The 22,534-nt window shown below is 33.2% G+C and carries 23 protein-coding genes; 9 read left to right on the plus strand and 14 right to left on the minus strand.

The features are described from left to right. The coding region (locus ACOYLT_RS02450; RefSeq protein WP_422852255.1) for a T9SS type A sorting domain-containing protein at positions 1-423 on the plus strand (423 nt) is incomplete at its 5' end. Between the two features lie 229 nt (positions 424-652). On the opposite strand, the gene ACOYLT_RS02455 is transcribed toward ACOYLT_RS02450, so the two are convergent. The 3 genes from ACOYLT_RS02455 to pyrH all read right to left on the minus strand — a co-directional run bounded on the left by ACOYLT_RS02455 (position 653) and on the right by pyrH (position 4,579). Beyond that, positions 653-3,142: a DUF5686 family protein gene (locus ACOYLT_RS02455; RefSeq protein WP_422852256.1), complete on the minus strand. Its 2,490-nt coding sequence runs from the start codon at positions 3,140-3,142 to the stop codon at positions 653-655. Positions 3,143-3,237: 95 nt separating this feature from the next. After that, positions 3,238-3,798, minus strand: coding sequence for a ribosome recycling factor (gene frr / locus ACOYLT_RS02460; protein WP_422852257.1), 561 nt, complete (start codon positions 3,796-3,798; stop codon positions 3,238-3,240). A 73-nt stretch (positions 3,799-3,871) separates the two neighbouring features. Next, positions 3,872-4,579 carry a UMP kinase gene (pyrH, locus tag ACOYLT_RS02465; RefSeq protein WP_422852258.1) on the minus strand — a complete coding sequence of 236 codons (708 nt, stop codon included), beginning with the start codon at positions 4,577-4,579 and terminating at the stop codon, positions 3,872-3,874. Positions 4,580-4,713: 134 nt separating this feature from the next. Between pyrH and ACOYLT_RS02470 the strand changes: the two genes are divergently transcribed. Then, a complete protein-coding gene (locus ACOYLT_RS02470; protein ID WP_422852259.1) occupies positions 4,714-5,310 on the plus strand; it encodes a thioredoxin family protein in 597 nt (198 codons plus the stop codon). Here ACOYLT_RS02470 and ACOYLT_RS02475 read toward each other — a convergent pair. From ACOYLT_RS02475 to ACOYLT_RS02495, 5 genes are all read right to left on the minus strand, one after another. Beyond that, positions 5,307-5,858, minus strand: a complete 552-nt coding sequence (locus tag ACOYLT_RS02475; protein ID WP_422852260.1) for a hypothetical protein — start codon at positions 5,856-5,858, stop codon at positions 5,307-5,309. The genes ACOYLT_RS02470 and ACOYLT_RS02475 overlap by 4 nt on opposite strands. Positions 5,859-5,868: 10 nt before the next feature. Beyond that, positions 5,869-6,549 carry a tRNA pseudouridine(55) synthase TruB gene (truB, locus tag ACOYLT_RS02480; protein ID WP_422852261.1) on the minus strand — a complete coding sequence of 227 codons (681 nt, stop codon included), beginning with the start codon at positions 6,547-6,549 and terminating at the stop codon, positions 5,869-5,871. Next, positions 6,549-7,346 carry an undecaprenyl-diphosphate phosphatase gene (locus tag ACOYLT_RS02485; RefSeq protein ID WP_422852262.1) on the minus strand — a complete coding sequence of 266 codons (798 nt, stop codon included), beginning with the start codon at positions 7,344-7,346 and terminating at the stop codon, positions 6,549-6,551. Before ACOYLT_RS02485 ends, truB begins: the two co-directional genes overlap by 1 nt. Before the next feature lie 2 nt (positions 7,347-7,348). Beyond that, positions 7,349-7,588 carry a DUF3098 domain-containing protein gene (locus tag ACOYLT_RS02490; protein ID WP_422852263.1) on the minus strand — a complete coding sequence of 80 codons (240 nt, stop codon included), beginning with the start codon at positions 7,586-7,588 and terminating at the stop codon, positions 7,349-7,351. Positions 7,589-7,667: 79 nt separating this feature from the next. Further along, positions 7,668-8,543, minus strand: coding sequence for a cell division protein FtsX (locus ACOYLT_RS02495; RefSeq protein ID WP_422852264.1), 876 nt, complete (start codon positions 8,541-8,543; stop codon positions 7,668-7,670). 197 nt (positions 8,544-8,740) lie between these two features. Between ACOYLT_RS02495 and ACOYLT_RS02500 the strand changes: the two genes are divergently transcribed. From ACOYLT_RS02500 to ACOYLT_RS02510, 3 genes are all read left to right on the plus strand, one after another. Further along, entirely contained in the window at positions 8,741-11,869 is a 3,129-nt protein-coding gene (locus tag ACOYLT_RS02500; protein WP_422852265.1) for a leucine--tRNA ligase, read from the plus strand. Between the two features lie 156 nt (positions 11,870-12,025). After that, complete coding sequence (locus ACOYLT_RS02505; RefSeq protein ID WP_422852266.1) at positions 12,026-12,700, plus strand: hypothetical protein; 675 nt, start codon at positions 12,026-12,028, stop codon at positions 12,698-12,700. Positions 12,701-12,773: 73 nt separating this feature from the next. Then, a complete protein-coding gene (locus ACOYLT_RS02510; protein WP_422852267.1) occupies positions 12,774-13,469 on the plus strand; it encodes a zinc metallopeptidase in 696 nt (231 codons plus the stop codon). 63 nt (positions 13,470-13,532) lie between these two features. On the opposite strand, the gene ACOYLT_RS02515 is transcribed toward ACOYLT_RS02510, so the two are convergent. The 4 genes from ACOYLT_RS02515 to ACOYLT_RS02530 all read right to left on the minus strand — a co-directional run bounded on the left by ACOYLT_RS02515 (position 13,533) and on the right by ACOYLT_RS02530 (position 16,611). Continuing rightward, positions 13,533-14,003: an Lrp/AsnC family transcriptional regulator gene (locus tag ACOYLT_RS02515; RefSeq protein WP_422852268.1), complete on the minus strand. Its 471-nt coding sequence runs from the start codon at positions 14,001-14,003 to the stop codon at positions 13,533-13,535. Between the two features lie 103 nt (positions 14,004-14,106). Next, positions 14,107-15,480 carry a saccharopine dehydrogenase family protein gene (locus ACOYLT_RS02520; RefSeq protein ID WP_422852269.1) on the minus strand — a complete coding sequence of 458 codons (1,374 nt, stop codon included), beginning with the start codon at positions 15,478-15,480 and terminating at the stop codon, positions 14,107-14,109. Positions 15,481-15,513: 33 nt separating this feature from the next. Beyond that, a complete protein-coding gene (locus tag ACOYLT_RS02525; protein ID WP_422852270.1) occupies positions 15,514-15,837 on the minus strand; it encodes a hypothetical protein in 324 nt (107 codons plus the stop codon). Positions 15,838-15,849: 12 nt separating this feature from the next. Beyond that, on the minus strand, positions 15,850-16,611 hold the full coding sequence (locus ACOYLT_RS02530; RefSeq protein WP_422852271.1) for a DUF3108 domain-containing protein: 762 nt from the start codon (positions 16,609-16,611) through the stop codon (positions 15,850-15,852). Between the two features lie 137 nt (positions 16,612-16,748). Between ACOYLT_RS02530 and ACOYLT_RS02535 the strand changes: the two genes are divergently transcribed. Both ACOYLT_RS02535 and pckA read left to right on the plus strand, forming a co-directional pair. Continuing rightward, positions 16,749-17,135 carry a DUF423 domain-containing protein gene (locus ACOYLT_RS02535; protein ID WP_422852272.1) on the plus strand — a complete coding sequence of 129 codons (387 nt, stop codon included), beginning with the start codon at positions 16,749-16,751 and terminating at the stop codon, positions 17,133-17,135. Between the two features lie 81 nt (positions 17,136-17,216). After that, positions 17,217-18,842, plus strand: coding sequence for a phosphoenolpyruvate carboxykinase (ATP) (gene pckA, locus ACOYLT_RS02540; protein ID WP_422852273.1), 1,626 nt, complete (start codon positions 17,217-17,219; stop codon positions 18,840-18,842). A gap of 75 nt (positions 18,843-18,917) precedes the next feature. Here the strand turns inward: pckA and ACOYLT_RS02545 are convergent, their stop codons facing one another. Together ACOYLT_RS02545 and ACOYLT_RS02550 are read right to left on the minus strand one after the other, a co-directional pair. Further along, the gene (locus ACOYLT_RS02545; RefSeq protein ID WP_422852285.1) at positions 18,918-19,667 is read right to left on the minus strand and encodes a uroporphyrinogen-III synthase; all 750 of its coding nucleotides are present in this window, start codon (positions 19,665-19,667) and stop codon (positions 18,918-18,920) included. A 10-nt stretch (positions 19,668-19,677) separates the two neighbouring features. Then, on the minus strand, positions 19,678-20,352 hold the full coding sequence (locus ACOYLT_RS02550) for a DUF4271 domain-containing protein (RefSeq protein WP_422852274.1): 675 nt from the start codon (positions 20,350-20,352) through the stop codon (positions 19,678-19,680). Between the two features lie 106 nt (positions 20,353-20,458). Between ACOYLT_RS02550 and ACOYLT_RS02555 the strand changes: the two genes are divergently transcribed. Then, complete coding sequence (locus ACOYLT_RS02555) at positions 20,459-21,184, plus strand: polyprenol monophosphomannose synthase (protein WP_422852275.1); 726 nt, start codon at positions 20,459-20,461, stop codon at positions 21,182-21,184. An 8-nt stretch (positions 21,185-21,192) separates the two neighbouring features. Further along, positions 21,193-22,533 carry a dihydroorotase gene (locus tag ACOYLT_RS02560; RefSeq protein WP_422852276.1) on the plus strand — a complete coding sequence of 447 codons (1,341 nt, stop codon included), beginning with the start codon at positions 21,193-21,195 and terminating at the stop codon, positions 22,531-22,533. Position 22,534 lies beyond the last annotated feature (1 nt).

The raw sequence follows: 22,534 nt of genomic DNA on the forward strand, positions 1-22,534 counted from the left end.
ACGTTCAAAGTTGTTTATTCAGGAACTACTGCATTCTCATCAACAGATAAAACGTTAAGAATTGTATCTGGAAATCTATTTGGGTCTGCTACTGCTGCAAAAGCATTAACTTTAACAAAAGTTGCATGTCCACTAGCAAAAGCTGAAATGGCTTCACCAGTAATGGTTTCTGAAGTTTCAATTTATCCAAATCCTGCTAGAGACAATTTTAATTTAGAATTAACAACTTCAGTAGCAAGTGAAATGTCAATGACAATTTACAGCATGAACGGAGCAACTGTTAGAACTAAAAACATTCAATTATCAGAAGGTAATAATGTTATTAATGAAGATATCTCTTCGTTAGCTAATGGAATTTATTTTGTTAGATTTAATAATCCAACAAACAATGAAACAATCGTTAGAAAATTAATCAAAATCTAATATTTGATTTCATACAATAATTTTTACTTAGAAAGCTGTCAATTTTGACAGCTTTCTTTTTTTTGAATAGTATTCAGTATAGTTTTAATTTATAACTTTTCTAATATTCAAATAATCTAAATTTACAGGAGATGGTTTTCTTGGATGTACTGGTTAAGTAAAATAGGAAAGGGCTTATTAGTTTCTTATATAAAATATAAATAAAACTAAGCTATTCTTATTGTGATTATTAAAACCCTAAATCCAAAACAAAACTAAGTTTGATAGCAATATTGTCTTCAAAACGTGGTAACTGATTAGACCCATAGCGGTAAAATCCCGTTAACCCAAATCCTTTATAAATCTGGTTCAATTCTATTCCCGACTCAAAGAAACCTTGATCAAGAGTTTTATATTGAATGCCTATATGGCGTTCAGGATGTTGCAAATTCCCCCATGCCATTCGGGTAACCAAAACCAAAGAAGGTTTTACTTTCTGAAATAATTTTATTCTCTTTAAACCATGTTTAAACTGCATCATTACATAGTCACTCGAGAAAAACTCATTAAAATACATCGTTTCAAAACTGTTTTTTCCAGCAATGGTTATTCGCCGTAAAATTTTGTCATTCGTCAAATTGTTGGGAGAAGTATTATACAAATGTGTCAAAGGAATAGCTCCAAAAACATAGCCAGCCTGCATTAAAATAGACGATTTTTGTCCGTTTAAATATTTCTTTTCATATTCAATCCTGACATCTATTTTTCCAAAATCAAAATCATTATTCAAAAAGTGTGATAGGGATTTAGTTACCTCAAAAGTGAATTTTGGAAAGCGTTTTTCAAATTCAGTTTTTCCTGAAGGCGTTTGCATATAATCGCTTAACGGATTCCATTGCAATGAGACCATTGCTGTGGTCATGGTATATTCACGATATAATTTTCCGTTATAATTAAAGGCATAATCAAACAATGGGGTTATGTCACTATGGCTAATTTGCCATATACTTTCAGTTTTTGGGATGAGTTTAGTTTCTATATAACCGCGCCAAGTTTTGTAATTATAAAAAGTACTAATATTGATAGGCCTTGGGTCATAAAGCTTAAAAACTCTTTTGTCTATTGCGAAATTGGTACTGGCAATCTCCCGAACATCATTTGTATAAGAACCGCCAATCCATGTGTTTGAAAAATGGCCAATTCTCAAAGCTGTGCCTATGTTATATTTGCTAGTTTCATCTTTCAAACCATAAGCAGTGTAACCTTCTAATCTGAACTTTTTTGAAAACTGTTCATTAGTAATACCACCAATTCCCAATCGGAATCCTTCGAAATTATTATAACTCAACAAATGGCGCAAATCAAAATCAAATGGTCCAAATGGCGCATAGCCATTAATTATTTTTCGACCAAATCTTATCTTTTTTTCAATCTTTTGTTTGGTAACCACACTGTCTAAAACAAAATAAGTTCTTTCACTTCTGGAGTCCAAACTATCTAGTCTGTTTTCCTTCCAAAAGGTATCATCTCTACTATTGGCATTGGCATTAACGTCAATAGCAATGGATGATTTTTTGATTTTCAAATTAGTATTAATCTTCAAGTCAAAAGCATGCATATCAGAAGAAAGATAGGTAAAGTCAGAGGCGGATTTTTTTGTAGTATTTAGCTCATCATCTTCGGCCGCAAAGGCTATTCTTCCACCTAAAATGGAGATAGGTTCTTTACTTTTTCCTTTTAAAATTTTAAAATTCTTTCGAATTGGAAACCAAACTTTTTCATCGTTTAAATAAATGAATTCATGAATTCCTGTAATATCCAAAACACCCCTAATGCGCATTACCGTTTTTGCAATGGCATAGTTTTCTTTATCAATATACAGCAACCCTTCTAAACCTTTGTTGCTAATTTTATTTTTGAAATATATAACAATAACATCACGATTATTAACTGAAGTAGTATCTAGAATTTTAAAGCGATATTCTTTTAATGACTTACTGGAAATAGGACTTTTATAGTTGGTTTCAAAAAGTTCATAGTTGTCATCATAGATAGAAAATGATTGTAAACCAAAACCTAGAAGTTCATAAATAGGCTCTTTGAAACCCGCCATTTTGGTACCTAAAATAGTTTCTTTTAATAAAGGTTTTTCATATTGAAACAATGATACTTTCTCGGTTAAGAACAAATGTTGTTTGACAATATTTTTTTTGAATTTATAGTCAGAAGAATCTATTTTCTTGATTTTTCCTTTGGAAATAGTGTTTACAAAAACAGTATCAATTTTTCCTTTAATAGAATCGGGATTTGCGGTTATTAGTAATTTATTATAGGATTTGAACTGAAAGCTATGAAGTTTTTTTTGTGGATTGTTCTTGTCTTTTTGCTCGATTACTTTAGTAATAATGGAGTTGGCAAGATTTATATTGGAAACCGCAACTTCCCGTAATTCGTTCGTCTTCGGTGTAAGGTAAATGATAAAAAAGGGTTTTATTTCAGAAAACGAAATGGTTTTTGATTCGTAACCCACATAGGAAATAGTAAGATTTTCAGGTTGATTATTCCATGTAAAATGAAATTTGCCATCAACATCTGTAATTGTAGAGTTTCCTTTTTTGGTTTTGAGGGTAGCAAAGGGTAAAGGTTTTTCGGTTTTGGAATCTTTTACAATTCCATTCAGTTGAAATTGTGCCTGAAGCGACAACGATATAAAGAAAAACAAAAAAACAAGTTGCTTCATTTGATAATGATTATGTCACAAATCTATTGTAAAAGTAGGTATAAAAAAATCCGTCCTGATATTTCGGAACGGATTTTAGTTTATTAATAAGTGAATTAGACTTTCATAATTTCAGCTTCTTTGATTACCAAATGTTCTTCTATTTTTCTAATGAATGCATCAGTAAGTTTTTGCACATCATCTTCGGCTGTTTTACAAATATCTTCTGATGTCCCTTCTTTTTCTAATTTTTTTATTTCTGTATTGGCGTCTTTACGAGCGTTCCTAATCCCAATTTTAGCATCTTCGGCTTCCGCTTTGGCTTGTTTTACCAACTCGCGTCTTCTTTCTTCGGTCAAAGCTGGGACATTAATAATTATCATATCACCATTATTCATGGGGTTGAAACCTATATTAGCTATCATTATCGCTTTTTCAATAGGCTGCAACATGCTTTTTTCATAGGGTTGGATGGTAATCGTTCTGGCATCGGGAACATTCACATTGGAGACTTGTGAAAGTGGTGTTTGTGAACCATAATAGTCAACAAAAACACTTCCTAACATTTGTGGAGTTGCTTTCCCGGCACGAATATTTAAAAATTCTTTTTCTAAATGCGCAATAGAACCAATCATTGATTCTTCTGTACTGTCTAAAATAAAATCGATTTCTTCCATTTTTATTGAGTTTTCAGTCTCAGTCTCCGTTTTCAGTTTCACATTCACTGTGACTGTAAACTGCGACTGTCAACTAGATTTTAACTACGGTTCCTATATTTTCTCCGTTGCAAATTTTTAATAAATTTCCTTTTTTATTCATGTCAAAAACCACAATCGGCAATGCATTTTCTTGACTTAATGTGAAAGCAGTCGAGTCCATTACATTCAATCCTTTTTTGAGTACATCTTCAAAAGTTATACTTTCGAATTTTATGGCATTAGCATTTTTTTCAGGATCAGTATCATAAATTCCATCCACGCGTGTTCCTTTCAAAATAACATCGGCATGTACTTCAACACCACGAAGTACCGCAGCGGTATCAGTCGTGAAATAAGGATTTCCCGTTCCAGCCCCAAATATTACAATTCTTCCTTTCTCTAAATGACGAACTGCTCTTCTCTTGATATAAGGTTCAGCAATGGCTTCAATTTTTAAAGCCGTTTGCAATCGGGTTAACATTCCTTTGTCTTCTAGCGCGCCTTGTAACGCCATTCCATTAATAACTGTAGCAAGCATCCCCATATAATCACCTTGCACTCTGTCCATTCCATTACTAGCGCCAGCAATTCCTCTAAAAATATTTCCACCACCAATGACTATAGCAATTTCAATCCCTTTGTCATGAATTGCTTTGATTTCATCAGCATATTCGGCCAACCGTTTTGGGTCAATTCCATATTGTCTATCGCCCATCAATGCTTCACCGCTTAGTTTTAGAAGAATTCTTTTGTATTTCATCAGTAGTATTTTTATGTTGCAAATATAAACATATTATGTTTTTATGGTATTGGATAAAAAAGAATATTTGGCAACAATTATTACCTTTTAGAAGCGTTTGCTTTTGTAGCTTTGTGTCATAAATTTTAAAAAGCATGAAATCCATCCTAAAAAATAGTTTATCAAAAAGTTACACCTATAGTGAATATAGAAGACAAATCACCTCATTGTTACAAGCAGGTAAATCATCTGGAAATGAACAATCAGAAGCGTTGACACATTATTCTGAATTGAATGAAGTGCGGATGAATAGATTAGACAAAACGATGATAGTTTCAGATGAGAACGTTCAAAAATTACAAAATCTGAAACGAAATTACATTTGGTTATTGATTTCCGAAGGTTGGTGTGGCGATGCAGCACAAATTCTTCCTGTAATTACTAAAATGGCGGAACAATCAGAGAAAATAGAATTAAAAATTGTTTTCCGTGATGAAAATGAAGCATTAATGAATTTATTTTTGTCCAACGGCACAAAGTCAATTCCGAAGCTCATTATTTTAGACAAAAACACTTTGGAAGTTTTAGGCGATTTTGGACCAAGACCAAAAGGGGCAATTGAATTAATTTCTAATTATAAAGCGCTACATGGAATTGTAGATGAAACCGCTAAAACCGAATTGCAAATGTGGTACTTACATGATAAAGGAATTTCAATACAAAATGAAATTGTAGCGTTGATGAAAGGTTAGTAAGTTCTTAAAGCAATTCCTAAACTTATCAATCCAATTGAGTTTTCATTTTTTAACCTGAAGTTGTAGCTCGAACCCTCAATAAAGTAGACAAAATCCTCGTCGGTTTCAAATCCTAAACTTACTCGAGTGTAATTTCCATTAAGGTTTCCTCTTCCAAGTGCAAATCCTCTGCCGAATCCTGCTTGAGCAGTTATTCGATAACCATCTCCTATTCCTGTGCTTAATCTTAAATTTCCGTAAACAGGAATTGCAACTAATTTGTATGAAGCTTTCCAGTCAATTCCACTATGAATACTTGTTGCAATCCATTTATTGTGCTGAATTCCATATCCAAATTTAGAAGAAATTCCTTCAGGGATAAACAAACTTCTATCGATAATTTCTTGGTTAATTTCTTCATTTCTATTTCGATTTCCAACAAATGGAATTGCTATTTCAAACTGGTAAAATGGTGCTAAATTGTTTTTTCTAGTAGTTTTTGATTCTTGAGAATTACCTTCTAAAAATAGAATAAAAGTTAATAATAGTGTTATAATCTTTTTCATAAATTGTTTTTTACTTTTCAAATTCCTCTGGTGAAATCCCATTATCAACAGAGAAATCACCAATTTTTGTTCTACGCAAAGCAGACAAATATCCACCAGAATTTAAAGCCATTCCAAAATCGTATGCTAGCGAGCGTATATACGTTCCTTTGCTACAAACGACTCTGAAATCAATTTCAGGCAATGCTATTCGGATGATTTCAAATTCATGAATGGTGGTTTTTCTATAGGCAATTTCCACTTCCTCGCCAGCACGAGCGTGTTCATATAACCGAACACCATCTTTTTTAATAGCCGAAAAAATAGGAGGTTTTTGGTCAATTTCCCCAACAAATTGTTTTGTAGTTTCTTGAATTAACGCTTCAGTTATATGTTCTATTGGGAATGTTACATTTATTTCGGTTTCCAAATCATACGATGGCGTTGTTGCTCCAAAGGTAAAAGTTCCAGTATATTCTTTAGCTTGTCCTTGAATTTCGGTTATTTTTTTGGTAAATTTTCCAGTGCAAACAATAAGTAATCCTGTAGCTAAAGGGTCTAAAGTTCCGGCATGACCAATTTTGAATTTTTTTGGAAGGTCATATTTCCGTTTTAAAATATATTTCAATTTATTCACTGCTTGAAACGAAGACCAGGTTAGCGGTTTGTCAATCAGTAGAATTTGCCCTTCTAATATAGCTTCGGCAGTCATTAAATAACAGTTAATTTCATCACAAAGAAATGGATAATCAAGATAGCTACACCAGCAACAATTCTATAATAACCAAACATTTTGAAGCCGTGTTTCGATAAATAACCAATGAAGGATTTAATGGCTAGCAGGGCTACGATAAACCCAACCACATTGCCAATAATCAATAAATTAATTTGGTCATCGGAAAGTACAAATCCGTCTTTGTAGTAATCGTAACATTTTTTAACCGTTGCGCCAAGCATGGTGGGAACGGCAAGGAAAAATGAAAATTCGGCAGCAGTTGTTCTTGATAGTTTTTGTGACATTCCGCCAATGATGCTCGCACCGCTTCTAGAAACTCCTGGTACCATCGCCAAACATTGAAATAATCCAATTTTAAATGCTGTACCGTAACTTATTTTTTCTGTGGCTTGAGTTTCTTGGGAGTTACTAAACCAATCATCAACTTTCAATAAAATGACACCACCAATAACTAATGAAATAGCTACAGTAACAGGATTTTCTAATAATGCATCAATTTTTTTGCCAAAAAGCAATCCAAAAACAACAGCTGGAATAAAAGCCACCAATAATTTAAAATAGAAATCAAGTGTTTGAAAAAATCGTTTGAAATATAAAACCACCACCGAAAGTATGGCACCAAGTTGAATTACAACGGTAAATAATTTGGTAAAATCCTCTTGAGCAATTCCAAAAAAGGAAGAGGCAATAATCATGTGACCTGTCGAAGAAATGGGTAAGAATTCAGTTATTCCTTCAATAATGGCAAGTACAATCGCCTGTAAATAATCCATTGTTACGATTTAGATTTTTTAAAAATCGAATAAATTGTAATTCCAAATCCAATCAAAACAACGGTTGGTGCCAAGCGAATTCTTCTAAAACTGAAAACATCTTCATTGAATACTTTTGGATCATCACTTCCGCCACCACTCATTAGGATAAACCCAACGGCAATGACCGCAATACCAATCAATAATGTTTTGTAATTTACTTTGTCAAAAAGGAAATCTGGTTTTTGCTCGTTGTTTTTCATTTGATGCTGAATTTATTTCAGCATCTCAGCCGAAAATTATTTTTTAGTCTATTATTATCTATGTTCTTTTCTCTTTCTTCTAATACAAATCGTCTGTTCTCAAATTTAAAAAACGTTGGGTCGCAAAATAAGTACTCAACCACGTGATTGCCACACTTAAAACCAAAACACCCAAAAGTACAGCAACAATAGCGAGTTTGTCTTCTAAAATACCAAGGTTTGGAAAATTAGTTTCAATGTAAATGAGAACGCCAACCAAAACCAAAATGGCCAAACCAGCACCAATCAATCCTAGAATAACACTGGTTTTTAAAAATGGTTTTCTAATGAACGATTTAGTGGCGCCAACCATTTGCATAGTTTTGATAATAAATCGATTGGCATAAATGGATAAACGCAATGAACTATTAATTAGTAAAACCGAAACCAAAGCAAAAACAATACTTATAATCAATATCCATATACTGATATTTTTCACATTGTCATTCACCAAAGTCACTAATTGTTTATCATAAACAATGTCAGCAATCATAGGGTTTTTGCGTAAGCGAGTTTGAATTTTGGAAATTTCAACATTGTTTACATAGTCAGCTTTGAGGTGAATATCAAAGGAGTTTTGTAGCGGATTTACACCTAAAAACTGCATGAAATCTTCGCCAATTACTTTTTTATGTTGCTCAGCGGCTTTTTCTTTAGATACATATTCGAAAGATTTTGCAAACTTTGCTGTTTTTAATTCGCTAGTAAAAGCTTTTACCACAGTGTCATTGGCTTCTTTTTTCAAAAAAACGGTTATAGCAATTTCTTCTTTGAAATTATCGGATAAGCGCTTGGAATTGATGACAAAAAGTCCCAATATTCCCAACAAAAACAACACCAGAAAGATACTCAATACTACCGAAAAATAGGAGGTAATGACCCTGCGTTTTTGAAATTTATCAAATGATGATGACATAAACAATAATTTAAGCAGTAAAAATAATAAAGAAAATTGTTTTTATCCTTTATAACGTACAAAGTTTTAACTTTATTATAATAAACGTAAATTTGTTCCTTATTTTGAGTTGTCGGTTGTCGGTTGTCGGTTGTCAGTAAGTATTCTGAAGCAGATTTTTAGCCGAAATTTGCAACTGCAAGCAGAAAAAAAGCAAAATGAAATATCATCACGAAAAAGTAGAAGCCAAGTGGCAAAAATACTGGGCAGAGCATCAAACCTTCAAAGCCAGTCAACCATCAACCAACAACCAACAACCAAAATATTATGTGCTGGATATGTTTCCTTATCCATCAGGAGCAGGATTGCACGTTGGCCATCCATTAGGTTACATTGCTTCCGATATTGTAGCACGATTCAAACGCCACAAAGGGTTTAATGTATTGCATCCACAAGGTTATGACTCTTTTGGTTTGCCCGCAGAACAATATGCTATCCAAACAGGTCAACATCCTGAGAAAACAACTCGTGAAAATATTGCACGTTACCGAGAACAGTTGGATAAAATTGGTTTTTCATTCGATTGGAGTAGAGAAGTGCGCACTTCCAATGCCGATTATTACAAGCACACACAATGGATTTTTATTCAATTATTCAATTCGTGGTACAATAAAAATACTGATAAAGCAGAAGACATTTCTAACTTAACAGATTTATTTTCAAAAGAAGGAAATGCAAATGTAAATGCGGTTTGCGATGATACTATTTTACCATTTTCTGCTGCAGAATGGAATGCCTTTTCATCAGAAGAACAACAAAAAATCCTTTTACAATATAGACTAACCTATTTAGCCGAGACCGAAGTAAACTGGTGTCCTGCATTAGGAACCGTTTTAGCCAACGACGAAATTGTAAACGGCGTTTCCGAACGTGGCGGACATCCCGTAATTCGTAAAAAAATGACACAATGGTCGATGCGAATTTCTGCCTATGCCGAAAGATTATTACAAGGGTTAGAGACCATCGATTGGAGTGAGTCTATAAAAGAAAGTCAAAGAAATTGGATTGGAAAATCGGTTGGAGCATTAGTAAAGTTCTCTGTTCCCTGTTCTCCGTTGTCAGAGCAACCGACAACCGACAACCGACAACCAACAAACATTGAAGTTTTCACCACGCGCCCCGACACCATTTTCGGAGTTACGTTTATGACTTTGGCACCAGAACATGAATTGGTTTCACAAATCACAACGCCCGAACAAAAAGCTGCAGTTGATGCTTATATAGAAGCAACTGCAAAACGTTCCGAAAGAGAAAGAATGGCCGATGTTAAAACCATTTCGGGAGTGTTTACTGGTGCGTATGCCGAGCATCCATTTACTGCAGCACCCATTCCAGTTTGGATTGGCGATTACGTTTTGGCAGGATATGGAACTGGAGCTGTCATGGCAGTGCCATGTGGCGATGAACGTGATTATGCTTTCGCGAATTTCTTCAAAGGACAAAACGGAATGCCCGAAATCAAAAATATTTTTAATCAAGATATTTCAGAAGCAGCTTATGGTGAAAAAGGCGGTTTCGAATTAGTAAATTCTGATTTCCTAAACGGATTGGGTTACAAAGACGGAACTAAAAAAGTTATAGAGGAATTAGAAAAAATAAAACAAGGAAAAGGCAAAACCAATTACCGTTTGCGTGATGCTGTTTTCTCTCGTCAACGCTATTGGGGAGAACCTTTCCCGGTGTATTATGTGAACGGATTGCCACAAATGATTGACGCCAAATATTTACCAATTGTGTTACCAGAAGTAGAGAAATACTTGCCAACCGAAGACGGACAACCGCCATTGGGCAATGCTACTGATTGGGCTTGGGATGTTGAAAAGTTGTCGGTTGTTGGTTGTCAGTTGATTGATAACAAGACCATTTTTCCTTTAGAATTAAATACCATGCCAGGTTGGGCTGGAAGTTCGTGGTACTGGATGCGTTATATGGACGCACATAATGAAGCTGAGTTTGCAAGTCAAGAGGCACTGAAATACTGGGAAAATGTAGATTTATACATTGGTGGAAGCGAACACGCCACCGGTCATTTATTATACGCTCGTTTTTGGAACAAATTCCTTAAAGATAGAGGTTACGCGCCTACAGAAGAACCCTTCAAGAAGTTGATTAATCAAGGAATGATTTTGGGGATGAGTGCAATAATCCACAGATTAAAATATATACTCAGTTTTGATGGAATTCAAAATATTCCTAAAGACCAAATTGAAGTTATAAATGAAAAGGGATTTGAAATTGTAAAGAAATCTAACGTTGTATTTGTTTCGTGTGAGTTAATTGGCAAATCAAATAATGATATTAAAGAATTAATTAGAAATTCAACTGTTTTTGATTATCCTAAAGTGTTGTTTCAAAAGCACTTGAAAGAAAATGAAAATATAAACATAGAAACATTAATTGAAATAGATATAGAAGTTATAGGTTTTGATGAAATACGGATCCCAATAGATTGCTTAATAGGCACTACTGATGAAATTGATTTTTCTAAACTTCAATTTACCTTTAACAAAGATTTTTTTAATGCTGATTTTATTGATAAAAACGGTGATTCAATTCATCTTCATTTAGAAGGGCAAAAATTTGTTTCAAGCCGCGAAGTAGAAAAAATGTCCAAATCCAAATACAACGTAGTCAATCCCGATGATATTTGTAATGATTATGGTGCCGATACTTTACGTCTATATGAAATGTTTTTGGGTCCATTGGAACAAGCCAAGCCATGGAATACCGCTGGTATCACTGGAGTTTCGGGGTTTTTAAAAAAACTATGGCGTTTGTATATGGATGAAAACACTGGTTTAAACGTTTCGGAGGAAGAACCAACAGCAGAAATGTACAAATCGTTACACAAAACCATTAAAAAAGTTACAGAAGATATCGAGAATTTCTCGTTCAACACATCGGTATCGCAGTTTATGATTTGTGTGAATGAATTGGCAACCCTAAAATGCAACCATCGTAAAATTTTAGAACCCTTAGCCATAACCATTTCGCCTTATGCGCCACATATTGCAGAGGAGCTTTGGGCACAATTAGGACATTCGGGTTCTATATCAACAGTGCCATTCCCAGTTTTTGAAGAAAAGTATTTAGTAGAAAGTGAAAAAGAGTACCCGGTTTCGTTTAATGGCAAAATGCGTTTTACTATCAAGTTACCTCTGGATTTAACCGTTCCACAAATTCAGGAAATTATAATGGCCGATGAAAGAACTATAAAGCAATTGGAAGGAAGAACTCCAAACAAAGTAATTATCGTGCCAGGAAAAGTGATTAACTTGGTAGGGTAGTTTTGTTGTTAGAACAATACTTAAGGATTAGGAAAAAGGATTTTGACTTTTCCATAATCCTTTTTTTATACTTAATCAAAATTTGTCAACAAAAAGTTAAACAAATTTTGAGTCTCAATTTTTTTTAGAAATTTGTGATTAACTAATATAGAAAATATGAAAAATTCGATCTTATTTGTAATTATGATGCTAAATGTGGTTAGTTACTCTCAAGAAAAAGTCATCGACACTATTAAGAAAAAAGAAAAAAAATTCTCAATTTATTATGGTGGAAACGTTTCATTTAATGATGATTTTAATTTGAACAAAAAATTAAGGAATTCAAATCTTCCAGAGTTAAAAACCTCTATTCCCGACTTTGTATTTGGTTTAAATTATTTCTGGAAAAAATATTCTGGCGATGCTGAATTTGGTTTTTTATATTCAAAATCTGATAAGGGAGCAAATGAAACAAAACAAGCGGGATTCAACTCTCGTTTACGTGTTCATTATAATCTTGTAGATCGTGAAAAATTTGCCTTTACTACAGGATTATCAGTAGCTTATACAGGAAATGAATATGATATATTTAACAAAAACAATACTATTGATTTAAACGATTTAGAACCAAACAATAATAGTGGGCATGTTAATTTTACAAACAGTATGCTCTATTTTGGACCTTCGTCCTCTTTCTACTTTTTTAGAAAGTCCGATTGGAATGTTAAATTAAATCTAGGCTATGAATTTGCTATAACACGAGGAAGATATCATTCTGAATTTGGTAGTATTTTAAACAATAATGGTGAAGCTGGAAATAACCGTTTTGTTTTGGGTATTGTGTTCAATTAAATGACAAGCTGTCACTGATTGTTTATGGTGCGTAATTTGATACTAATGAATTAAAATTTAAAAATCAATAATTATGTTTGGATACTATATTTTAATTGGGTTAATTGCTCTAGTAAGTTGGCTAGTAAGCTCAAAACTAAAGAGCAAGTTTGAAGAATATTCGCAAATTCATTTGCAAAACGGAATGAGCGGTGCCGAAATTGCTACTCAAATGTTGCATGACAACGGCATTTATGACGTAAAAGTTATTTCCACACCAGGACAATTGACTGACCATTACAACCCAGCGGACAAAACGGTTAATTTGAGTGAATCAGTTTATAATCAACGAAATGCTTCGGCAGCGGCAGTAGCCGCTCACGAATGTGGTCATGCGGTGCAACACGCCACGGCATATGCTATGCTTCAACTCCGTTCTCAGTTAGTGCCAATTGTAAATGTTTCTTCCACACTTTCACAATATTTGATTTTTGGGGGATTGATTTTAGGCGCTGCAGCAGGTTTAGGTTTCGGATTTTATATTGCCGTTATCGGTTTGATTTTAATGGCGGTGGCAACGGCGTTCAGTTTTATCACCTTGCCAGTTGAATATGATGCTAGTAGCAGAGCTTTGGCTTGGTTAAAAAGCAAAAATATGGTGAGCCAGCAAGAATATGCAGGTGCAGAAGATGCCTTGAAATGGGCAGCACGAACCTATGTCGTGGCCGCAATTGGTGCTTTGGCATCGTTGCTTTATTGGGCTTTGCAAGTTTTTGGCAGAAGAGATTAAAAATAAAATCCCTCTTGTTTTTAATAGCAAGACGGATTTTAATTCGTTTATCAAACTTCGTACTTACAACTGTATTTGTCTTTCAATTTGTTGTTCCAACGAAATGAACGTTTCTGTTCTTGAAACACCATCAATCGGTTGGATTTTTTTATTCAACAGTTGCATTAAATGTTCGTTATCGCGACAAATAATTTTAATTAAAATTGACCAATTTCCTGTTGTATAATGACATTCCAACACTTCTGGGATTTTTTTCAACTCTCTCACCGCCTCTGCATTGCTCGATGCTTTGTCCAAATAAACGCCAATGAATGCCATGGTTTTATAACCCAAAACCTTGTTGTCAACTATCAATTTGGAACTTGCAATCACGCCAGCATCTTCTAGTTTTCGCAACCGCTGGTGAATAGCTGCTCCAGATATTCCTATTTTATTGGCAATTTGTAAAATGGGTTTTCGGGCATCTTCCATCAAATCCCGAAGGATTTCTTTATCGATACCGTCAATTTCTATTTGTAGTTGGTTTATTTTCATTTTCAGATTATTTAAAAGTAAAAGTAGTGATTTGGTTGTTATCTATAAATAAAAAACCAAAATCGGTTATGATTTTGGTTTTGATAAAGTGACATGGTTGCGTTTAATTCCCCAACAATCTATCCGGATTATAACCCACATAAGGCATTTCGGTTTCTTTGAAAATCACACCAAATTCTTCAAGTTCTTTAAGTATAGGTTCATATACTTCTTTGTGAATGGGCAATTGCACACCAGGTGTTTTTATATTTCCATTAAGTATTTGTATAGTTGCCATAGCAACAGGTAATCCCACAGTTTTCGCCATGGCTGTGTACGTTTGGTCATCCCCAATACACACCATTTTTGAATCGATTTGTTTTCTTTCACCGTTTATCTCGTAGCCAAATTTGTGATACATTACAATCATGTCTTTGTCATCGGGTTGTAAAGACCAACTATCATTTAAGATGCGTTCTAAAATTTGAGCCGGCGTAGCATTTTTTAGCCCTACAATTTTATCGGCATTGAATAAATCAAGTTCCAATAATTTGTCCCACATGATATCATCTTGTTCAATTCCCAATTGAATTCGGGTTTTGATTTCCACAGAATCCGAAGGAGAATAAGGCAAAAATGAATTGATAAAATCACGGTAACTCATGTTTTCAGAGTTTTCCATTGGATACGAGTCATCAGTCATACCCAATTGCACAAACATATTCCAAGCTTTAGAAAATCCTACTCTTCGGATAGTTCCTCTATAAAGGGTTAAGATATCATCTAAACCATAAACACTTCTGTATTTTAGCGAATCTCTATTGGCATAGCCTTCAAATCTGCCAAAACCTTCAACTTCTAAAAACTCAGTTCTACGGAATAATTTATGATAAGGAATATATTTGTATTTCCCTTCTTGGATAAACTTGGCCGCTCCACCTTGACCTGCTAAAACTACATTTCGTGGTGCCCATGTAAATTTATAATTCCATAAATTAGTATCACTTTCTGGAGCAACTAATCCGCCACAAAATGATTCAAACAAAATCATTTTACCACCTTTTGCTTTAATTTCGTCAATCACTTTTTTAGCGCTCATGTGGTCAATACCTGGATCGAGTCCAATTTCATTCATAAAAACCAAACCATTGGCTTTTACTTCATCATCCAAATCTTGCATCGCATCCGAAACATAGGAAGCCGTAACCATGTTTTTCTTAAATGTAACACAATCTTTTGCAATCTCAATGTGCATGTGTGCTGGCAACATCGAAATTACAATGTCTGCTTTTTGAATTTCTGATTGACGTTGAGAAATATTATTTATATCCAAAGCGATGGCTGTTGCGTTGGGATGCTTATTGGTTTTGCGTTGAGCTAATTCCAAAGACAAATCGCCAATAGTCAAATGAAGATTTTCCTGAACTGATTTGTTCAAAAGATATTGTATCAAAGAAGAAGCTGAACGTCCAGCACCAATGATTAAAATAGTTCTCATGCGTTTGTTTGTTGTTGGTATCAAATGTATGAATTATTCTAGACCTTCTATTTCTTCAAGTTCTTTTTTAGCTTCTGTCTTGGTCTTCACTTTCTGTTCTTCAAACTGGGTGTCTTTGGCAACTTCATCTTTGATAAAAATAGTTTTCCCAACAACAAATATGGAACACAAAACACTCAAAAATAAAAATATCTTAGGGATTTTTTTTTGCTGATTTTCTGATTTTTTTAACAGCAATAAACTAAAAATTAATGCCAATCCTATAGGTAAAAATGCCAAAGTGTCCATGGGCATAAAAGAAAACACTAACGCCAAAACCGTAAAAATACAAGTAAAAATTAAAAATAGTTTTCTCATAATTTTAGTAGTTTAAATTCCGCTGGCTGAGGTTAACACCAATTGGCCTGTTCCAACAGGAATACTAAATTTCAGCAAAGCTGGAATTTTTTTAGCATCAGCAGTAAGCCAAATTAAGTTTTTGTCTTTTCCTCTCAAAGCATCTGTTTTGGCACCAATAGAAATTTTGTAACATTCTTTTTTCCCAAGATTTCCAGCATTTACGGTTTCTTTTCCCATATATTTCAAGGTTACAGGAACTTGCTTTTCGTCAAAAACAATCATCAAGGAAATCGTTTGTCCTTCTTTGAATTTAGAAAAATCCATTGTCCTTACCTTATAAAAAAGTGAAATAACATCTTGGGTTGAACCTCCAATAGTAAAAGTTTTTTTAGTTTCTGGGCTATTTTTCTGTTTAGAGGTACTAGTTACATTATTGTTTTTGATGACATACTTTTCTTTTTTTGTCCAACCTCCTTCATCTATACTTCTTTTGTATAAACTTGGTTTTAAGGTTATCGGATTAACATAAGATTCATATATATCTCTAATTTTAAAAAAAGAATCCCATTTGCTGTAGGTTGACAATTCACAACTTAAATGAAGATACGGATTTTTTGAAGTAGAAACCGTTTCAGTACTCATAGTAACTTGTGCCAATTGCGTCATTAAACCACTCATGTTATAAGAACCAGCGAAAACAAGATTTTCACCAGATTTTATAGTTTGACTATTTATAGAAGTAAAGGAACTTAAAACTAAAAGTGATATAGGTACTAAAAATATTTTCTTCATAATTTTAAATTATAGCTACAAATATAAAATATTTAAAACGGTTCATACCGAAACTTTTGTAGAAAAAGAAATTTTAAATTTGTATATTCATACTTAAATAACGAATAAATTTGTGATTTAGTACACAAATTAAAGCAATGGAAAAAAAAAATATAAGAGTAGCTGCTTTCATGGGAATGACAGCTATAATTTTAGGAGCTTTCGGTGCTCACGCATTAAAAAAACACTTGACAATTGAAGAGTTAGGAACATTTGAAACAGGTGTAAAATATCAAATGTATCACGCCTTATTTTTGTTGTTTTTGGGGCTAAATTCTTTTTTGGAAGAAAAAGCAAAAAAAACCATCTTATTACTTGTGATTTTTGGCGTAATTTTCTTCTCAGGCTCTATTTTTTTGTTAGCTACTAAAACAATCTCAGGCCTTAATTTCAAACCTATTGGAATCGTAACTCCAATTGGCGGAACCCTATTAATAGGGGCTTGGAGTATTGTTTTTTGGAAATATTTCCAACAAAAAAAATAATATTTCCAACAAAAAAATACTTTCTATAATTAAATTTTTACCTTTGTAGTCAGACTTATGAAATAACCCAAACTAATATATATGCATAACTACGCTCAATTTACGAAATCGATTTCGTTAGAAAAATATGGTATTAAAAATGTTCGCGAAATTATACACAACCCTTCTTTTGAAAAATTATACAGTGATGAACTTGATTCAAATTTGGAAGGTTATGAAAAAGGACAACCTACTGAACTTGGTGCTGTAAATGTGATGACAGGAGTTTTTACTGGAAGGTCTCCTAAAGACAAATATATTGTTAAAGATACTATCACTGAAAACACCATTTGGTGGAATTCTGAAAAAGTAGCAAACGATAACAAGCCAATTTCTCAAAATACTTGGAATGCTCTAAAAGAAAATACAATCAATCAGCTTTCGGATAAAAAATTATATGTAGTTGATGCTTTTTGTGGGGCTAATAAAAACACCCGTTTGAAAGTGCGTTTTATAATGGAAGTAGCTTGGCAAGCGCATTTTGTGACTAATATGTTTATCCGTCCTACAGAAGCTGAATTAGAAAATTTTGGAGAACCAGATTTTATCGTAATGAATGGTTCTAAAACTTCATTCAAAAATTATGCAGCCCATGGTTTAAATTCTGAAGTATATGTAGCTTTCAATTTAACTGAAAAAATGCAATTGATTGGCGGTACATGGTATGGTGGAGAAATGAAAAAAGGAATGTTCTCAATGATGAATTACTACTTACCATTACAAGGAATTGCATCTATGCATTGTTCTGCCAATAAAGGAGCTGATGGCGATGTTGCTATTTTCTTCGGATTATCGGGAACAGGAAAGACAACCTTGTCAACAGATCCAAAACGTGAGTTAATAGGAGATGATGAGCACGGATGGGATGATGAAGGGATTTTTAACTTTGAAGGGGGATGTTATGCTAAGACAATTGATTTAAGCAAAGAAAACGAACCCGATATTTTTGCTGCCATAAAACGCAATGCGTTGTTAGAAAATGTAACCGTGAATGCTTCTGGAACCATCGATTTTAAAGATGGTTCAGTTACTCAAAACACCAGAGTTTCTTATCCAATATATCATATTCATAATATAGTTAAGCCAGTTTCAAAAGCGGCTCATGCAACTAAAGTAATCTTCTTAACCGCTGACGCTTTTGGGGTAATGCCTCCAGTTTCCAAGCTAACTCCCGAACAAACTAAATACTATTTTCTTTCGGGATTTACAGCAAAATTAGCAGGAACAGAACTTGGCGTTACACAACCTGAACCAACATTTTCTGCTTGTTTTGGGAAAGCTTTTTTATCCTTACATCCAATAAAATATGGAGAAGAATTGGTTAAGAAAATGGAACAACACCATGCAAAAGCTTACATGGTCAATACAGGTTGGAACGGAACTGGAAAGCGAATTTCAATTAAAGATACAAGAGCCATTATTGATGCAATTTTAGACGGTTCTATTGAAAAAGCAGCAACTAAATTGATTCCGGTATTTAATTTAGAAGTACCAACAACATTACACGATGTAAATTCAGCCATCTTAGATCCTAGGGATACATATGAAAATACCACAGATTGGAATTCTAAAGCTACAGATTTAGCTTCAAAATTCATCAAAAATTTTGCTCAATATATGGATAATTCAGAAGGGCAAAGTTTAGTGAAAGCAGGACCGCAATTGTAAAAATCAACAAAAAAAATTAATTAAACCGAAAAAGCCATTCAATTTGAATGGCTTTCTTTAAATGTAAATAAAAGTTTATTTTCCTTTGTTTGCATCTGCAATATATTTTTCTAGAGCCATTGTCATAGAGGGTGTTTCAGGAGTTGGCGCTAATATATCTATGCGTAAACCATGTTCTAAAGCTTCTTTTTGAGTCGTACTTCCAAAAACTGCAATACGTGTATTGTTTTGTTTGAAGTCAGGGAAGTTTTTGAATAACGATTTTATACCTGTAGGACTAAAGAAGGCTAAAACATCATAATATACATCGGCTAAATCAGACAAGTCACTCATTACTGTTTTATAAAAAGTAGCTTGTGTCCAATCCAATTTTAAACTATTTAAAGTGTGAGGAACATCAAAATTTAATTGGTCTGAAGCAGGCAATAAGAATTTTTCTTCTTTATATTTTTTGATTAAAGGGGATAAATCCACAAAGTCTTTTTGACCAACATATATTTTACGTTTTCTATAAACTACATACTTTTGTAAATAGAAAGCAATAGCTTCAGATTGGCAAAAATATTTTAAGTCTTCGGGAACCTTATAACGCATTTCTTCTGCCACTCTAAAAAAGTGGTCAACAGAATTTCGACTAGTTAAGATGATTGCCGTAAAGTTATGTAAGTCAATTTTTTGAGCCCTAATATCTTTTGCATTAACTCCTTCCACGTGAATAAATGGACGAAAATCGATTTTTACCTTATGCTTTTGTTGTAATTCAAAATAAGGTGAATTCTCTACTTTTGGCTCTGGCTGTGACACCAAAATTGTTTTCACTTTCAAATTTGACATTTTAATGCGCTAAATTTTTTGTAATCAAATAATATATAAAATAGTACGGTGCTATTTCAAGTGCGCAAAGATACAAAATAAAATAAAATACTTTACTAATTAATAAATTTTGATAAACCTTCAAGGAAATTATATAGGTAAACAAATTTGTCATTAATATCAAACCAATAATAATAAAAAACAAAACATTTGAAGGGTTGTTATTGTAAAACAGATAAATGTTTATAGGAAGTAAAAGGATACCGATAAATGTTCTATAACTTACTTTTTGCAAATTAAGTTGCTCATTGAATTCTTCAATATTAAATGTAGTAGCAATAATTTTTTCGATTAAAAATTTTGAAAGCACAAATATTCCAAAAAAAGTAAAAATTCTAATAAATAGTATCCAATCTGTTTTTGAAATATATCCAAATTGATGAAGAAATAATTGAATAAAAAGGGAAAACGATATTATTTGTACAATAAATAACAAGATTGTAAAACCGCTCTTTAAATGAGAAGTGTCTTTGTATACTTTTATATATTTATCAGAAACTAAAATCCTCAAGAAATCATTAAATCGAGTTTCAAAAGCCGCTTTAGTAATTGCAATTAAAGCAAACGAAAAGATAAACAAATAGGTTGCCCAATCTTTGTTCTCCATTATTCTTGGCTGTAAAACATTTTCTATCATAATCTTGGCAAAATTACTAATTTTTTAATTGTTAAATTATTATAAAATTATTAAGATAGTACTTTAATAAAAAGTTTATTTTTGCAACAGAATTTGACTGCATTTTATGAGCGACAGCATTGTTATTATTCCAACCTATAACGAAATTGAAAATATTGAATCTATTATTAGAGCGGTGTTTTCATTACCAAAACAGTTTCACATAGTAATTGTTGATGATAACTCGCCTGATAAAACGGCAGACAAAGTAATTGAATTACAACAACAATTTCCAAATCGATTGTTTTTGGCAAAGAGAACCAAAAAAGCTGGCATAGGTACCGCTTATGTTCATGGTTTCAAGTGGGCTTTAAATTCTAACTATGAATATATTTTTGAAATGGATGCTGATTTTTCTCATAATCCAACGGATTTAGAAAAATTATACGATGCTTGTTACAAAAATGGAGCAGATTTAGCCATTGGTTCGCGCTATGTTACTGGAGTCAATGTAGTAAATTGGCCTTTAAGTAGAGTATTGCTTTCTTATTTTGCTTCGGTGTATGTTAGAATGATTACCGGAATGAAAATCATGGATACCACCGCTGGATTTATATGTTATCAAAGAGAAGTGTTAGAAAAAATAAATTTGAACAGTATCAAATTTATAGGATATGCTTTTCAAATAGAAATGAAATATAGAGCCTTTGCTAAGAATTTTAATATTCAAGAAGTACCAGTTATTTTTACTGATAGGACCAAAGGGCAATCCAAAATGAGTGGAGCGATTATAAAAGAAGCCATTTTAGGTGTTATTTATCTCAGATTTAGAAAGTTTTTAAACAGTTTATAAAAATATAAATGAATACCGTTTTAATTAAGAATGCCAAAATTGTAAATGAAGGAAAGATATTTGAAGGCGATATTTTGATTGAAAACGAATTTATTGTTGAAATTGCCGAGAGGATTAGCCCAAAATTGGCCAGTTGTAAAATCATTGATGCCGAAGGAAGTTATTTGATTCCTGGCGCTATTGATGATCAAGTTCATTTTCGCGAACCAGGCCTTACTCATAAAGGCGATATCGCTTCTGAGAGTAGAGCAGCAGTAGCAGGTGGAATTACTTCTTTTATAGAACAGCCCAATACAGTCCCTAACGCAATTACTCAAAAAATTTTAGAGGAAAAATATAAAATTGCAGCCAAAACTTCCTATGCCAATTATTCATTTATGATGGGAGGCACTAATGATAATTTAGAAGAAATTCTTAAAACTAATCCGAAAAATGTTGCGGGTTTAAAATTATTCCTTGGCTCTTCTACAGGTGATATGTTAGTTGATAGTACAGATTCTCTAGAAAAAATATTTTCAAGCACTAAATTATTAATTGCAGTGCATAGTGAAGATGAAACTACGGTGAAAGAAAATTTAGAGAGATACAAATTGCAGTTTGGTGATGATATTCCAGTTAAATTTCATCCAGAAATTAGAAGTGTAGAAGCATGTTATAAATCAACAGTTAGGATAATAGATTTAGCTAAGAAAACAGGAGCAAGGTTGCATGTTTTTCATCTTTCTACCGCGAAAGAATTGGATTTATTTACCAATAAAATTCCGTTAGAAAAAAAACAAATTACTGCAGAAGTATGCATTCACCATCTTTGGTTTTCGGATGAAGATTATGCTACAAAAGGCAATCTTATCAAATGGAATCCAGCCGTTAAATCAGCTTCAGATAGAGAAGCTTTATGGAAAGCTTTGCTTGACGATAGAATCGATGTTATAGCTACAGACCATGCGCCGCATACCTTAGAAGAAAAAAATCAGATATATACTAAAGCGCCTTCTGGTGGACCATTAGTGCAACATGCAGTAGTAGCTATGTTTGAAGCCCATCATCAAGGAAAAATCTCGATTGAAAAAATAGTGGAGAAAATGTGTCATAATCCTGCCAAGATTTTCAAAATAGAAAAGCGCGGATTTATCAAAGAAGGGTATTATGCAGATTTGGTTATTGTAAATACTAGTTTACCGTGGAGTGTAAAAAAGGAAAATATTTTAGCCAAATGCGGGTGGTCGCCTTTTGATGGCTATAACTTTAAATCAAGAATAACTCATACTTTTGTTAACGGAGAATTAGTATATCAAAATTTTAAAGTAAAACAATCACCAGTTGGAAAACGTTTACTTTTTGACAGATAAA

Origin of the sequence: Flavobacterium sp., from assembly GCF_049318185.1 — a bacterium.
In the GTDB taxonomy this organism is placed as follows: domain Bacteria; phylum Bacteroidota; class Bacteroidia; order Flavobacteriales; family Flavobacteriaceae; genus Flavobacterium.

Excerpts from the sequence above, each read along its gene's own strand:
- ACOYLT_RS02455 (WP_422852256.1), bottom strand. The coding sequence starts at position 3,142 with ATGAAGCAACTTGTTTTTTTGTTTTTCTTTATATCGTTGTCGCTTCAG.
- frr (WP_422852257.1), bottom strand. The coding sequence starts at position 3,798 with ATGGAAGAAATCGATTTTATTTTAGACAGTACAGAAGAATCAATGATT.
- pyrH (WP_422852258.1), bottom strand. The coding sequence starts at position 4,579 with ATGAAATACAAAAGAATTCTTCTAAAACTAAGCGGTGAAGCATTGATG.
- ACOYLT_RS02470 (WP_422852259.1), top strand. The coding sequence starts at position 4,714 with ATGAAATCCATCCTAAAAAATAGTTTATCAAAAAGTTACACCTATAGT.
- ACOYLT_RS02475 (WP_422852260.1), bottom strand. The coding sequence starts at position 5,858 with ATGAAAAAGATTATAACACTATTATTAACTTTTATTCTATTTTTAGAA.
- truB (WP_422852261.1), bottom strand. The coding sequence starts at position 6,549 with ATGACTGCCGAAGCTATATTAGAAGGGCAAATTCTACTGATTGACAAA.
- ACOYLT_RS02485 (WP_422852262.1), bottom strand. The coding sequence starts at position 7,346 with ATGGATTATTTACAGGCGATTGTACTTGCCATTATTGAAGGAATAACT.
- ACOYLT_RS02490 (WP_422852263.1), bottom strand. The coding sequence starts at position 7,588 with ATGAAAAACAACGAGCAAAAACCAGATTTCCTTTTTGACAAAGTAAAT.
- ACOYLT_RS02495 (WP_422852264.1), bottom strand. The coding sequence starts at position 8,543 with ATGTCATCATCATTTGATAAATTTCAAAAACGCAGGGTCATTACCTCC.
- ACOYLT_RS02500 (WP_422852265.1), top strand. The coding sequence starts at position 8,741 with ATGAAATATCATCACGAAAAAGTAGAAGCCAAGTGGCAAAAATACTGG.
- ACOYLT_RS02505 (WP_422852266.1), top strand. The coding sequence starts at position 12,026 with ATGAAAAATTCGATCTTATTTGTAATTATGATGCTAAATGTGGTTAGT.
- ACOYLT_RS02510 (WP_422852267.1), top strand. The coding sequence starts at position 12,774 with ATGTTTGGATACTATATTTTAATTGGGTTAATTGCTCTAGTAAGTTGG.
- ACOYLT_RS02515 (WP_422852268.1), bottom strand. The coding sequence starts at position 14,003 with ATGAAAATAAACCAACTACAAATAGAAATTGACGGTATCGATAAAGAA.
- ACOYLT_RS02520 (WP_422852269.1), bottom strand. The coding sequence starts at position 15,480 with ATGAGAACTATTTTAATCATTGGTGCTGGACGTTCAGCTTCTTCTTTG.
- ACOYLT_RS02525 (WP_422852270.1), bottom strand. The coding sequence starts at position 15,837 with ATGAGAAAACTATTTTTAATTTTTACTTGTATTTTTACGGTTTTGGCG.
- ACOYLT_RS02530 (WP_422852271.1), bottom strand. The coding sequence starts at position 16,611 with ATGAAGAAAATATTTTTAGTACCTATATCACTTTTAGTTTTAAGTTCC.
- ACOYLT_RS02535 (WP_422852272.1), top strand. The coding sequence starts at position 16,749 with ATGGAAAAAAAAAATATAAGAGTAGCTGCTTTCATGGGAATGACAGCT.
- pckA (WP_422852273.1), top strand. The coding sequence starts at position 17,217 with ATGCATAACTACGCTCAATTTACGAAATCGATTTCGTTAGAAAAATAT.
- ACOYLT_RS02550 (WP_422852274.1), bottom strand. The coding sequence starts at position 20,352 with ATGATAGAAAATGTTTTACAGCCAAGAATAATGGAGAACAAAGATTGG.
- ACOYLT_RS02555 (WP_422852275.1), top strand. The coding sequence starts at position 20,459 with ATGAGCGACAGCATTGTTATTATTCCAACCTATAACGAAATTGAAAAT.
- ACOYLT_RS02560 (WP_422852276.1), top strand. The coding sequence starts at position 21,193 with ATGAATACCGTTTTAATTAAGAATGCCAAAATTGTAAATGAAGGAAAG.